This is a genomic window from Desulforhabdus amnigena (genome assembly GCF_027925305.1).
Classification (GTDB): Bacteria; Desulfobacterota; Syntrophobacteria; order Syntrophobacterales; family Syntrophobacteraceae; genus Desulforhabdus; species Desulforhabdus amnigena.
The window spans coordinates 1181390-1195342 of record NZ_BSDR01000001.1 but is presented as its reverse complement, the minus strand read 5'-3'; the positions used below and the strand labels follow the sequence as shown (position 1 = coordinate 1195342).

At 52.4% G+C, this 13953-nt stretch carries 7 protein-coding genes; 1 reads left to right on the top strand and 6 read right to left on the bottom strand.

What is annotated here, in order from left to right:
• From carB to kdsB, 3 genes are all read right to left on the bottom strand, one after another.
• A complete protein-coding gene (gene carB / locus QMG16_RS05235) occupies positions 1–3228 on the bottom strand; it encodes a carbamoyl-phosphate synthase large subunit (RefSeq protein WP_281792732.1) in 3228 nt (1075 codons plus the stop codon).
• A gap of 182 nt (positions 3229–3410) precedes the next feature.
• Positions 3411–4556, bottom strand: a complete 1146-nt coding sequence (gene carA / locus QMG16_RS05230) for a glutamine-hydrolyzing carbamoyl-phosphate synthase small subunit (protein ID WP_281792730.1) — start codon at positions 4554–4556, stop codon at positions 3411–3413.
• Between the two features lie 393 nt (positions 4557–4949).
• Positions 4950–5687 (bottom strand): 3-deoxy-manno-octulosonate cytidylyltransferase, encoded by a 738-nt coding sequence (gene kdsB / locus QMG16_RS05225; RefSeq protein ID WP_281792728.1) that lies wholly within the window; start codon positions 5685–5687, stop codon positions 4950–4952.
• 180 nt (positions 5688–5867) lie between these two features.
• On the opposite strand from kdsB, the gene glnE reads away from it, so the two are divergent.
• The gene (gene glnE, locus QMG16_RS05220; RefSeq protein ID WP_281792726.1) at positions 5868–8612 is read left to right on the top strand and encodes a bifunctional [glutamate--ammonia ligase]-adenylyl-L-tyrosine phosphorylase/[glutamate--ammonia-ligase] adenylyltransferase; all 2745 of its coding nucleotides are present in this window, start codon (positions 5868–5870) and stop codon (positions 8610–8612) included.
• 15 nt (positions 8613–8627) lie between these two features.
• On the opposite strand, the gene QMG16_RS05215 is transcribed toward glnE, so the two are convergent.
• The 3 genes from QMG16_RS05215 to QMG16_RS05205 are packed head-to-tail and all read right to left on the bottom strand — an operon-like array spanning position 8628 to position 13464.
• Positions 8628–11465 (bottom strand): PAS domain S-box protein, encoded by a 2838-nt coding sequence (locus QMG16_RS05215; RefSeq protein WP_281792724.1) that lies wholly within the window; start codon positions 11463–11465, stop codon positions 8628–8630.
• On the bottom strand, positions 11462–11917 hold the full coding sequence (locus QMG16_RS05210) for a response regulator (protein ID WP_281792722.1): 456 nt from the start codon (positions 11915–11917) through the stop codon (positions 11462–11464). The genes QMG16_RS05215 and QMG16_RS05210 overlap by 4 nt, the downstream gene beginning before the upstream one ends.
• Complete coding sequence (locus QMG16_RS05205; protein WP_281792720.1) at positions 11914–13464, bottom strand: sensor histidine kinase; 1551 nt, start codon at positions 13462–13464, stop codon at positions 11914–11916. Before QMG16_RS05205 ends, QMG16_RS05210 begins: the two co-directional genes overlap by 4 nt.
• Between the last annotated feature and the right edge of the window lie 489 nt (positions 13465–13953).

Sequence of the window (13953 nt, the reverse complement as noted above, 5' to 3'; positions counted from 1 at the left end):
CTAGCTTTCCCGGTGATATTCCTGAATGGTCTTCACGTCCCAGTCGCCCCGCTGCAACTCTTCCACCGCTTCGGCCATGGCTCTTGCGCCGGAAATCGTCGTGGTATACGGGATGTTGTAAAGCAGGGTCGTACGCCGTATTTCATAAGAATCCGAAAACGTCTTTTTTCCGAGACTGCTGTTGATCACAAGCTGGATTTCACCATTTTTGATATGGTCCATCACATGGGGCCGTCCTTCTTTCAGCTTAAAGACGGTTTCCGTGGGAACCCCGTGTTCCCTGAGATAGGCTGCAGTTCCTGTCGTTGCAATCAAACGGAACCCCAAGTCTTTGAACTTCCTGGCCACGGGAAGTACTTTGGGTTTATCGGCGTTGTGGACGCTGATAAAAACAGTACCCTTGGTGGGGAGTTCATAACCGGTGGCTGACTGGGCCTTGGCGAAAGCGATGCCGAAATTGGGGCCGATTCCCATGACCTCGCCCGTCGACTTCATTTCAGGTCCGAGCAAAAGGTCTACATTGGGAAAGCGCGAAAAGGGGAAAACAGATTCCTTCACGGAGATATGTTTCGGTGTCACTTCATGGTCAAATCCCAATTCTTTCAAAGACTTTCCAAGCATAACCTTAGTGGCCAGTTTTGCCAAGGGGTATCCAATGGCCTTGCTCACGAAAGGAACGGTGCGTGAAGCCCTGGGGTTGACCTCCAGGATATAGATCTCTCCCTTCTGCAAAGCGAACTGCACGTTCATCAATCCCACGACACCCAACTCCTTGGCCATGAGCCTGGTCTGCCTCTTGATCTCTTCCTGTACGTCCGGGGGAATGGTGAAAGGCGGAAGGACGCATGCGCTGTCGCCCGAATGGATACCGGCCTCTTCGATATGTTCCATGATGCCGCCCACGACCGTCATTTGACCGTCACAGATGGCGTCTACATCCACCTCTGTGGCGTCCTCGAGGAACTGATCCAGGAGAATGGGGTGGCCGGGAGAAATGTGGACCGCCTTTTCCATAAACCTTTTGAGCATGTTTTCGTCGTAGACGATTTCCATGGCTCTTCCACCCAGCACGTAGGAGGGGCGCACCACGACCGGGTAGCCGATCTCTTCGGCGGCCTTCAAAGCCTCTTCTATGGTAAAAGCCGTGGCATTGTTCGGTTGTTTGAGGCCGAGCTTTTGCAACATCTGCTGAAAACGCTTGCGGTCTTCGGCAAGATCGATGGCGTCAGGGGAGGTTCCAAGGATCCTGGCTCCCGCCTTTTCCAGGGGAACTGCAAGATTGAGGGGGGTTTGGCCTCCGAACTGAACAATCATGCCTTTGGGTTGCTCTGTTTCCAGGATATGGAGAACATCTTCCCGGGTGAGGGGTTCGAAATAGAGCTTGTCGGACGTGTCGTAGTCGGTTGAAACCGTCTCCGGGTTGGAGTTGACCATGATGGATTCGTGGTTTTCCTCCCGCAGCGAAAAGGAAGCATGCACGCAACAATAATCGAATTCTATACCCTGTCCGATGCGGTTGGGACCGCCTCCGAGGATGACCACCTTGGGCTGGTTTGAAGGCCGTGACTCATCTTCGGTTTCATAAGTGGAATAATAGTAAGGTGTGTAAGCTTCGAATTCTGCGGCGCAGGTGTCCACAAGCTTGTAAACGGGCTTTATTCCGTGCTGGATCCTTTTTTGACGAATCGTTTCCTCGTCGGTTCCCGCCAGTGCGGCCAGCCTCACATCGGAAAATCCCCAGGATTTGGCGAAGCGCAGTTGATCCGGATCATCGAGAAAATTCGGTGAAGTGACAGACGCTCGAATGGCCGTTTCCATCTCGACGATCTGCTGCATATGATGAAGGAACCAGGGGTCGATCCAGGTCAGTTCGTAGAGTTCCTCCACCGTTACTCCAAGTTTCATGGCTTCGGCGATTTGGAACAGGCGTTTTGAATTGGGGCGGCGTATCTTTTGTTTGAGGGCATCCAAGTAATCGCCGTCGACGCTGAGAGGGGGATCTCCGAATCCGTAACGGCCGATTTCAAGAGAGCGGATGGCTTTTTGCAGAGATTCCTTGAAAGTTCTGCCGATGGCCATGGTTTCCCCAACCGACTTCATGGAAGTGGTGAGGAAGTCCTCGGTATCTGGGAACTTTTCAAAGGTGAAGCGGGGAATTTTCACCACACAGTAGTCGATGGTGGGTTCAAAGGACGCGCGGGTTTCCCGGGTGATGTCGTTTGCGATTTCGTCCAGGGAATATCCCACGGCGAGTTTTGCCGCGATTTTGGCAATGGGAAACCCCGTGGCCTTGGATGCGAGAGCCGAGGACCTGGAAACGCGAGGGTTCATTTCAATGACTACCATTTCCCCGTTTTCCGGATTAATGGCGAACTGCACGTTGGATCCACCCGTTTCTACGCCGATTTCCCGCAGAATGGCAACGGAAGCATCCCGAAGCACCTGGTATTCCCGGTCCGTTAGAGTCTGCGCCGGAGCCACTGTAATGGAGTCACCCGTGTGGACGCCCATGGGATCCATGTTTTCAATGGAACAAATGATGACTACATTGTCCATCTTGTCGCGCATGACTTCTAGTTCAAATTCCTTCCAGCCCAAAACGGATTGCTCGAGCATGACCGTGTGGATGGGGCTGGCGTCGAGGCCGCCTTGAGAAAGTTCCAGAAGTTCTTCCCGGTTGTAGGCCACACCTCCGCCGGTTCCTCCGAGGGTGAATGAAGGACGGACAATGATAGGAAAACCGATTTCCCGGGCAATGGTCTCGACTTCTCCCATCGTACGGGCGATTCCGCTCGCAGGAACCTTGAGCCCGATCTTCGTCATGGCATCCCGAAAGAGCTCGCGGTCTTCCGCCTTCTTGATGACATCCACCCGTGCGCCGAGCATATCGACATTGTAGCGTTCCAGCACTCCCATTTCCGCCAGTTTGACGGCGACATTGAGAGCGGTCTGGCCTCCAAGGGTGGGAAGGAGTGCGTCGGGACGCTCCCTTGCGATGACTTTGGCTACAGCTTCGGGAGTGATGGGTTCGATGTAGGTGCGGTCGGCCGTTTCCGGGTCGGTCATGATGGTGGCGGGGTTGCTGTTGATGAGAACGATTTCGTATCCCTCTTCGCGGAGGGCCTTGCATGCCTGAGTCCCCGAATAATCGAACTCGCAAGCCTGACTGATGATAATAGGTCCTGAACCAATGATGAGAATTTTGTGGATGTCTGTTCGCTTGGGCATGTGCTCCTGTTCCTTGGAATCTATCCGGAAACCTTCCCCGGCAGCGCACACCCCCCTTTCAATTCCCCCCTCGAGGGGGGGACTAAGGGGGTGTTCCAAAGTCCACAGGAAGGTTTCCGGATAGGCTTTTAATGTCGGCCGCAGGCCGGTGGTCAGTATCGATGGCAAGCGTTGGTTCCCGCTTATTTCTTTTCCTTTTCCATGAGCTGCACAAACCGTTCAAAGAGATAAGATGCATCATGGGGACCCGGAGCGGCTTCGGGGTGATATTGAACGCTGAATGCAGGAATTTCCAGGTGTTCCATGCCTTCCAGCGTATTGTCGTTGAGGTTGATGTGCGTCAACCTCAGAGGCTTTTCCTTGAGAGATTCCAGATCGACGCAGAAGCCGTGGTTCTGGGAAGTGATTTCCACTTTGCCGGTGGAGAGGTCCTTGACCGGTTGGTTGGCTCCGCGATGGCCGAACTTGAGTTTGAAGGTGCGGCCTCCCAGGGCGAGACCCATGAGCTGATGCCCCAGGCATATGCCGAATACGGGTTTTTTTCCCAAAAGATGCCGGACCGTGTCTACGACATAACCGACCGCCGCCGGATCGCCGGGCCCATTGGAGAGAAAAACCCCGTCGGGTTCTGTGGCAAGGATTTCTTCCGCCGTCGTTTGAGCAGGGAAAACCATGACCTGACATCCTGCCTGTTCGAGTTTGCGAAGGATGTTGTATTTGACTCCACAATCTATGGCGGCAACCTTGAAGCCCGGTTTGTCTTTGGACCAGGCTTCGGATACATCGGCAGGTTGAGGTCCATTGTTCCAACGATATGGCTTTTGACAGGTTACATGCCGGACAAGATCCAAACCGTTCAGACCAGGAAAGGTGTGCACTGCCTCCATAAGCTGTTCGATGTCGTCGGTATCCGTGGCAATGATTCCGCGCATGGCTCCAACCACACGAATGTGCCGTGTGAGCGCCCGTGTGTCGATGCCTTCCAGGCCGATTTTACCGTGCTCGTTCAGGAAGTCTGCCAGGCTTTTCTTGCTGCGCCAGTTGCTGACAAAATCTTGATATTCTTTTACGATAAAGCCTTCTACCTGTATGGCGGCCGATTCCATGTCCTCATCGTTGATGCCGTATGTTCCGCTCAAAGGGTAAGTCATCGTCACGATCTGCCCTTTGTAGGAAGGATCAGTAAGCACTTCCTGGTAACCGGTCATACTGGTGTTGAACACTACCTCACCCAGCGCACGCCCCTGGCCGGCAAACGCATATCCTTTGAAAACGGCCCCATCTTCGAGCAAGAGCAGCGCTTTGGTTCGCTTCCATGGAGAAGTCATCTTTCTTCCTCGTTCCATTCTATAACTGCACACGGTTTGAATTTGGGTTTTGGTCATCCCGAACGAATGTGGGGGATCTTAAGATTTCTCCCTTCGGTCGTAATGACATGAGGTCCAATTTATAGCCGCTTGCAGTATATCTATAGGTTTCAAACGGCTCATCCCCTTGCCACTTTGGTCCGGAAGAATCCGCCTGATCTTTGAAATGCATTTGTTCGGGAAAAGGCGAACGAATTGTGTGGCAAAATCCTGAGCACGCAAGTTCATCGTACCCGCAATCTTAACCGACCAATTGTAACGATAAATTGGAGGATGGCAACCGATTTCATCATCCAAAGCAGAACATTTTTGTTTCGAAATTCGGTGCGGGCATACTTGTGGAGAGGAGAATTATCAGGGATGCATGATAAGGTTCAGTTTTTCAAGGTCTTGGGGGGTATCTATTCCATGGGTTTCGACCGGGGATAACGCGACGCGAATGCAATAGCCGTGTTCGAGCGTTCGTAGCTGTTCCAGTTTTTCGATGTTTTCCAGCCTTCCGGGGGAAAGCTCTGTAAAAGTCTGCAGGAAAGCGTTCCTATAGGCGTAAAAACCAAGATGCTTAATGAATGAGAGGGGAGTGTCGCCGGCATCTCTGCGACAGGGCAGGGGAGATCGCGAAAAATAGAGCGCCCTCCCGCTATTGTCCATAACAAGCTTGACGACGTTTGGGTTGAGATAATCCCGCTCGTCGCTTGTCTGAAAGCCGAGGGTCGCCATGGGACACCGAGGGGTTTTTTCCAACGCCTCGATGAGAAGATGGATCATCACGGGTTCCACAAGGGGTTCATCGCCCTGGATATTGACGACGATGTCCCCGTCCGAGAGATTCAACAGCCGGCACGCTTCCGCCACTCGGTCCGTTCCGCTCGGGTGATGGCTGCCCGTGAGAAGGGCTTCGCCTCCAAACGCCTCGACAGCTTCGAGAATGCATGTGTCGTCGGTGGCCACCAGCAGACGATCCAGCCTCGATGCCAGGCGGGATCTTTCATACACATGCTGGATCATGGGGCGTCCATGGATCATGGCCAGGGGTTTTGCAGGAAAGCGCGTAGATTGGTAACGCGCCGGGATGATGCCCACAATTTGCATGGGATGATCCTTTCAGTTTATTGTAAGAATGCTTTTTCAGAAGGGCTGATCTGTCAGGATTTTTCCAGTCCGTCCCTTTCTTCTTCCTGAAGGCAGCATACTATGATAAACGAACGTGTTCGTGCAAGGCTTCAAGGCTGATCTTTCCCACACAGGCAAGGAAAAAGGAAAATCCAAGGAATGAACGAGATCGAACGCATCCAGGGATCCTCTCAATATCTGGCTACCTTGCTTCGACGCAGCCCCGATTTTTCGGACTGGCTCTGGGCCAGGAAGAATCTCTACCGGCGCTATCCACTCACGGGTTTATACAAAGAATTGCTGGAAAGCAGTGAAAGGATCGAATCTTTTGCCCGATTGCTGACGTGTTTCCGTGAATTCAAACAGCGTCATTTCCTTCGCATCGGCGCAAGGGACCTGCTTGGGTTGGCTTCCCTGGAGGAAACGACTTCTCAGGTGAGTGATCTGGCATGCGTGGCGCTTCAGGTGGGTCTCGATATTCTCATCCGGCATCCTGAATGGTGGACAGACCGGGAAGGCGTGAAGACCTGGCTCCAGGTAAAGGATGACTTGCAGATCACGGTAATGGGCCTGGGGAAACTTGGCGGACATGAGCTCAATTACGTCTCGGATATCGACCTCATTTTCCTTTATTCCCCAAAAAAGCAGGGGGAAATCTCCTCGCCTGACAGCCTCTTTCTGTTGAACCGCCTCTGCGAATGGCTCATCCGCCTTTTGTCTCATCGAGCCGAAGGGGATCGCGTGTTTGAAGTCGATATGCGTTTACGCCCCCAGGGCAAAGATGGGCCTCTGGTGCCTTCGGTGACGGCGGCTACAGATCATTATTTGCTTTCCGGACGTCCCTGGGAACGTCAGATGCTTCTCAAGGCTCGCCCTGTGGCAGGAGACAGAGCGCTGGGAATGGCTTTCCTGCAGGAGGTCCGTCCATTTGTTTTCCGTCGCTTCCTGGATTTTCAGGCGTTGGATGAACTGCGCGCCATGAGGGATCGCATTCTTGCGGAAGCTGTCCGCCCCAACAAGAAATGGCAGCAATTCGATGTCAAACTGGGTGTGGGGGGAATCCGGGAGATCGAGTTTCTTGTTCAATCTCTTCAACTGATTTATGGCGGGCGCCATCCCGAGTTGGATGAACCCAATACGCTCCGTTGTCTCAAACGTTTGAGCGATTTGAATCTGCTGCCTCCAAGGGTGGTGGAGGAACTGAAAGATTCCTATATATTTCTTCGCAGAGTGGAACATTGGGTACAGTTGGATCAGAATCGCCAGACGCAAAAGCTGCCCAAGTCCGAGGAGGCGAGGAGCAGGCTCTCAGTGGCCCTGGGTTTTGGCCCGGATGAAAAAGAATTCCTGGCTAAGCTCGAAGCTTGTTGTTCCACCGTGCATGGACATTTTCTTGCCCTGTTTCAGCCGGAAGAGGAACCCTCGGACCAGTCCGTCCGGGCAGTGGAAGGTAAAGCCGGAGAGGTCGAAAAGGAAAATTTTCTCGGGAATTTTTCCGCCGAGGATCTGGCCCGGCTGGAAACGCATCTCAAGGGGTTCAAATCGCCCGTGCGGCGGACCATCCTGGATGTTCTCAATGAATATGGACGCCTGAAGGAACCGGACCTGAGGGAAATCGTACTGCTTCGTATGGAACACTATTTTGGCCAGGTAGTGAAACGTCCAGGCCTTGCCAAAGTCTTCCGCTCTTCCGCCCCATGGCTTCAGGATCTGTGCGGGGGGGTGGCTTCGAGCGCATTGCTCGCGGAGCTCTTGACCCATCATCCGAGTCTGGTGGAGGGGGTTGCCACCGTTTCGGGTGTTCTTCCCGACATTGCGGCCTGGGAGAAGACGAGCACGCGCCTTTTGAAGAGGGCGGACAGCCTGGAAGAAGGGCTGGAGTGGCTTCGGCGCATTAAAAATGAACGCCTGGTGCAGCTTGTTCTGGGGGACCTTGCAGGGGATGTGGGGCATGCGGCTTTGGAGCATCAGCTGACTTCCCTTGCCGATTTTGTCATTCGCCACACGTATCAACGCATATTGGACAATCTTCAACTATCCAGAGATCTGCCTCTAAGCGTTTTGAGTCTCGGCAAATTGGGCAGCCATGAAATGAGCTATCTTTCGGACCTGGACCTGGTATTTGTCTATGACCCCCGACCGGGTGAAGAGGAACATCAGATTCCCACCGATATCGTTCGTTTTTCTCAGCGGTTCATGCGGATGCTCAGCACTCCTCTCCATGAAGGACCCGGCTACGTGGTGGATGCCCGTCTGAGGCCCACGGGAAATTATGGGCCTCTCATTGTCACGCGAAACGCATGGTTCGAATATTATGAGAAACAGGCGGATCTTTGGGAAATTCAGGCGCTTTTGCGCGTACGCCATGTTGCCGGTCATGAAAAGCTGGGACGTTGGATCGAAGAGAGGGCTCAAGAAATCTGCTACAGAAAGAGAGACCCACGGGAAGTTTGGAACAGAATCTGCCATCTGCGGGGGCGCATGCAGCGTGAGCGAAGCGAGGAAAAAGGGGAGACGGTTGACCTCAAGCTGGGATTCGGCGGATTGGCGGATATCGAGTTTCTTGTTCAAGGATATCTTCTTTCGGAAGGCTACAGGGATCCTTCTCTCAGAATATCCTCTGTCCGCGCCGCCTTGCCGGGTGTGTTGGAAAAAATCTCTTCTCATGAAGTGTTACGGGAAATCCAAACAGCATTCGAGTCGCTCAGATCCCTGGATCATCGTCTTCGACTCTTTACCAATTCTACCGCCTCTCGCCTTATTCCCCGGCAGTTGGAAGCGATGCAGGCATTGAAGCTCTGGCCGCCCGCGCAGGGGGGGAGTTCTCTGGAGAGTTGGCATGATCTTTTACGTATGCGCAGGCGTGTTCGTGAGTCTTTGCAGCATTTTTGCCATGAGTTGTGACGGATTCCCCCCAAGTCAAATTTTTTTGGAAATGGAAATGTAGAAGATGCTCCCTTTACCAGGAGCCGGTGTGGCCCAGACCTTACCCCCGTGTTGTTCTGCGATTTCCTTCACGATGGCCAATCCCAGGCCGGACCCTTCGATCTCTCTCACTTCTTCCTTGCGCTGAAAAAGGTCAAAAATTTTTTGGGTATCTTCTCTTCGGATGCCGATGCCGTCGTCTCTGACAGAAATGATGTGGTGATGAGGGGATTCCTCGTATCCAACGGCGATTTCGCTTAAATCGTCCCCACCGTATTTCAACGCATTATCCACAAGATTTCTAAGAACTCTCAAGAGAGCGAGCCGGTCGGCCTTGACCTCCGGCAAATCATCCGGAATGGTCCACCGTATGGAGCGGATGCTGAATCGAGTGGAGAATTCGTCTTTGATCATCTGGAGTACGTGCCTCAGATTGACCCTTTCAATGATGAGAGAAACCTCCTTGGTGGAGATGTAGAGGTTGATTTTTTCAACGAGTGCGGCAATTTGTTCCGAAGCCTTTAGGATTTGTTCACAGTAGGTTTTACCCCTCGCATCCAGTGTATTGCCGTATTGCTTGTACAGAAGGTTTGTCAATCCGTAAACTCCGACGGCCGGGCTCTTGAGGTCGTGGGAGACCGAATATGCGAAGAGCTTTATTTTTTCAGCGCTCCTTTGCAGAGCTTCCTCCATTTGCTTTTGTTCCGTAATATCCCGGCCCACCGATTGAAATTCCTTCGGGTGATTTTGGCCGTTGAGAATAAGACGATTGGTCCATTGCTGCCAGCGAATTCCTCCCCCAGGTTTCATTGCCCGAAGTTCAATGGTTCCCACTGGATTTTTAGGGTTCAGGGAGGCGAAATGCTCCCGGACTTTTTTGTGGTCTTCGTCCACCAGAAAGGGCAAAAAGCCGGCGCCGATCAATTCCTCCTGTTTCCGTTCGAAGTAGCGGCAAAAGGCGTTATTTACAAACGTGATGGTCTGGTCGGGCAGCGAACGGAAGATGAGCTCCGTCTGATCCTCGACGATGGCCCGATAGCGGGCTTCGCTCTCCCTCAGAGCCTCTTCCGCCTTTTTATAAGCCGTGATATCCCGAAAAATTCCCTGATAGCCCAGAATGCTTCCATCCTTGGAATACTTGAGCGTGGAAGTGAGCAAACAATCCATCTCCTGGCCGTTTTTTTTGCGAAACTTCACCCTGTAGTCCCGCACGGACCCTTCTTTTTCGATTTTTTTTTGGTAGGTATCCCGGTCCCTTTGGCGTATGTAGAGTTCAGAGATGTTTGTCGTCATCAATTCGCTGCGCGTATACCCGAACAGGTCGAGTCCCGCCTGGTTGATATCAAGAAACTTTCCGTCTCGAGTGACAACGGCGATGGCGTCTCTGGATTCCTCGAAGAGGCTTCGATATTTTTCCTCATTTGCCCGAATGGCTTCTTCTGCCTGCCTGCGCTCAATGGCGATGCCTGCCAGGTGCGCAGCAACTTCAACGAGTTGCAGATCCTTTTGGGATGGTTCACGCTGCAGACCGTCATACAGGGCAAAGGTGCCCAACACGGTTCCATTGCTGGCGCGAATGGGAACGGAAAAACAGGACCTCAATCCGTACTTCATTGCCAGATCACGATAATTGGCCCATAGAGGATCGGTTGCCGTATCTTCCACCACGACGGTTTTAGAGAAATAGGCTGCGGTTCCGCACGATCCTGCAGACGGGCCGATGGTGAACCCGTCAATGGATTGGATATATTGGGCAGGAAGGCTGGGAGCTGAAGCATGAAAGAGCTTTTCTCTTTCAGCATCCAGCAGAAGGATGGAGCTGTAGCTCCCCGTAGCGAGCTCCTCCGTCATGGCAGTGAGGGTATCGAGAGTTTCCTGCAAGGCGCTCCCTGTCGCAATCATCTCCAAAATCTTTCGTTCCCAGGCGAGAAGCTCTTCCAGGTATCTTCGCTCCGTGAAGTCCTCGTACGTTCCCAGGATCCCCATCACGTTGCCTTCGCTGTCGTGCAAAGGGATTTTGTTCGTCTCGAGCCATGCCAATTTGCCGTTGGCCTGGAGTTGGGGTTCAATGATATGGAGTTGAGGGGCATCCTCTCTCATCACGCGGAGGTCCGTCTTTCGAAAAAAGTCTGCCTGCTCTTTTTGCCAGACCATATCGTAATCGGTCTTCCCTACAATTTCTTCGGGGGAGCGGAGACCCGCATCTACGGCAAAATTGTGATTACACCCCTGGTAGATCAAGTTTTTGTCTTTCCAGAAGATGGATTGTGGGATGTTGTCCATGACCAGTTGAAGCATCTGTTGCGATGTCCGAAGGGCCTCTTCCGCCTTTTGCCTTTCGGCGATTTCACAGCGCAGTTCCTCGTTGGCCTTTTCGAACTCCGCAGTACGTTCCTGAACCCTGACCTCCAGTTCGTTGCGAGCTCTTCGAAGAGCTTCCTCCGTGCGTTTGCGCTCGATGGCGTACCGCGTGGCCCTTGCCAGCAGGTGGCTGCTCACATGCCCTTTGACCAGGTAGTCCTGTGCACCCTCCTTGACAGCCTTGATGGCGAGTGTTTCATCGTCGAATCCCGTCAGGATGATGATGGGAATTTCGGGCGTCCGATCGTGAACTTTCAAGAAGGTTTCAAATCCATGGCTGTCCGGAAGGGATAGATCCAGAAGAATGGTGTCGATTTCTTGTGTCTCGAGGATTTCAATGCCTTCGTAAAGCGTTTCCACGTACTTCAAATCAAAGGAGCCGGGAGCACATTCCAAAAAGAGCTCTTTTATCAACCTTGCGTCGCCGGGATTGTCCTCGATCAAGAGTACCTTGATGCAATTGGAAATCATTCTTTTGTGCCTCGTGGTAATTTCACGATCGTGAACCAGAAGTCTTCGATGGATTCCACGACGGAGATGAACTGGTCCAGATCCACCGGCTTGGTGATGTAGCAGTTTGCATGAAGACTGTAGGCTTTCAGGATGTCCTGTTCCGCTTTGGATGTGGTGAGGACGACGACCGGAATGTGCCGCAAATCCTCGTCGGATTTGATTTCCGTGAGGACTTCGCGGCCGTCTTTCTTGGGGAGGTTCAAATCGAGCAGAATGAGGTCCGGCCGCACTGCATCGGCGTATTTTCCCTCTTTGCGCAAAAACGCCAAAGCTTCCACTCCATCTTCTACCACGTAGAGGTTGTTCTTGACCTTTCCTTCCTTGAGACCTTCAATCGTCAGGCGTACATCGCCGGGATTGTCTTCGACCAGCAGGATTTCTACGGGTTTAATTTGTTTTACAAAGGTCATGATTGATTTCCTTTTATGATTGGGATGGTAAAACAGAAAGTGGCCCCTTTTCCCGGCTCGGATTCAGCCCAGATCTTTCCGCCATGGTATTCCACTATTTTTTTGCAGATCGCCAGGCCGATGCCGGTGCCGGCGTATGCTCCCCTTCCGTGGAGGCGTTGAAAAATGATGAAGATGCGGTCGGCGTATTGCGGATCGAAGCCAATGCCGTTGTCGCGAACGGTGAACAGCCACTCGTTTCCTTCCAGTTTGGCTGATATATGAACGTGGGGAGGATCTTCACCGCGGAATTTAATGGCGTTTGCGATAAGATTCTGAAAAAGCTGTCCCATGAGACCTCCGCTGGCAATCAGTGTGGGGAGCGGGTCGTGCGTGATTTTGGCCTGGTTTTCTTCTACGGCGGCCCCCAGGTTTCCCACCGCCCAGTCAAGGGCCGTTTCACAATCCGTGGACTGTAAAACCCCACCGACCCTTCCAACGCGTGAATATGCCAGCAGGTCGTTGATCATCGTCTGCATGCGTTTGGCTCCCTCCACGGCATAAGCGATGAACTCATCCGCATCTTCATCGAGCTTGCCCTTGTAACGGCGGGCCAGAAGCTGCACGTAGCTTGCGATCATGCGCAACGGTTCCTGCATGTCGTGCGATGCCACGTAGGCAAATTGCTGCAATTCCGCATTGGATCTCTCAAGCTCTTTAGCCTGTCTGGCCAGGGCTTCCTCCGCCTGTTTGCGGTTGGTGATGTCCGTGATGATAACGAAGCTGCCTCTGAATTCCCCGTTGGCGTCGAAAAGGGGCCTTGGGGACATGATGGTTGGAATCTTCCGCTTGTCTTTGGCTGTCCAGGCAATCTCGTAAGGATCATAGATGCCTTGTCTCCGTTTGACGAGCTGCTCTTTGAGTATGATTTGGTTGTCTTCATCCAGGAAATCGGTCAAGGGGCGGTCCACAATCTCTTCGCGGGAATAGCCCCACATTTGGCAGAGTCTTTCATTGACGTATGTAATACGATCTTTTTCGTCTCGGATCAATAACCCATCATTCATGGTTTCGACAAGAGTACGGTAGCGCTGTTCGCTTTCTCTGAGTGCTTCCTCGGCACGCCTTGTTTCAGAGATGTCTTCGAAAAGGCCCACCGCCCCCAGAAACTTGCCGTCCTCGGAGGAAAGACGATTGTAAATGGCCCTCAGTTGAGTGCTCTTATTTCCCGTGACGGAACGATACTCTCCTTCGTAGTAGCTCAGTTTTCCATTCAGCGCCGTCTGAACGGCTGAACGCATCGGCATGTCTTGAGCGGAGGTAACCATGTTGAAGCCAAGGACTTTCTCCCGGGGGGCCCCCATAATTTTCAGAAAATGCTCGTTGCAGTCCAGGATGATTCCGTCCTGGTCAAAATGGACAATTCCGAGCGGAGAATGATTGAAAATCATTCGGTATCTCTCTTCACTCTGAAGCAGGGCTTCCTCGGCAAGGAGCCACGAATGCCTTTCTCTTTCGAGCTTTTCGATCCTTTTTTCCAGTTCTTCGTAAGTCGGTTTCTGAGACATGCGAAAGTTCCTCTTGTAAGTCGCAAGATTTGTCTGTGAATATTCGAACCACGTCATCCGTAACGGCGACCGGCACTCACAATCATCCCCATGTTCTCCCATGTTTTTTAAACCCATCAGCTGTCTCTATTTCGCCTATCACCACCAATAGATCAAGTAGGTCAAGGGAGCTGAAGAATTTCTCAAAATAGATCCAGGCGGTTTTCCCCTGGGGAAAATGCCAGGGGGCATGAGGAATTGAAGGGAGAATTTCGTTTGAATTCAACTCTCGGGGAATAAGGGAGTGAGTCGCTCTTGAAATCCCCATTTACCACAGATGCACAGAGATCACAGAGGAATCCCATAAGAATTCCAAAATCTTCTCCATGTCTCCGTGGTGAATAGCGGGATATTAGAATCCGCCAACTCCCTAAAAACAAAGCCTCTCCGAAGTGTGGGGTTACAGACGGACATCTCATATCAGTCGGTCGAATCCTTTTACAATGTCGA

What these genes read in the sequence shown, in the direction of transcription:
- carB (WP_281792732.1), bottom strand. Translation starts at nt 3,228, where the DNA reads ATGCCCAAGCGAACAGACATCCACAAAATTCTCATCATTGGTTCAGGA.
- carA (WP_281792730.1), bottom strand. Translation starts at nt 4,556, where the DNA reads ATGACTTCTCCATGGAAGCGAACCAAAGCGCTGCTCTTGCTCGAAGAT.
- kdsB (WP_281792728.1), bottom strand. Translation starts at nt 5,687, where the DNA reads ATGCAAATTGTGGGCATCATCCCGGCGCGTTACCAATCTACGCGCTTT.
- glnE (WP_281792726.1), top strand. Translation starts at nt 5,868, where the DNA reads ATGAACGAGATCGAACGCATCCAGGGATCCTCTCAATATCTGGCTACC.
- QMG16_RS05215 (WP_281792724.1), bottom strand. Translation starts at nt 11,465, where the DNA reads ATGATTTCCAATTGCATCAAGGTACTCTTGATCGAGGACAATCCCGGC.
- QMG16_RS05210 (WP_281792722.1), bottom strand. Translation starts at nt 11,917, where the DNA reads ATGACCTTTGTAAAACAAATTAAACCCGTAGAAATCCTGCTGGTCGAA.
- QMG16_RS05205 (WP_281792720.1), bottom strand. Translation starts at nt 13,464, where the DNA reads ATGTCTCAGAAACCGACTTACGAAGAACTGGAAAAAAGGATCGAAAAG.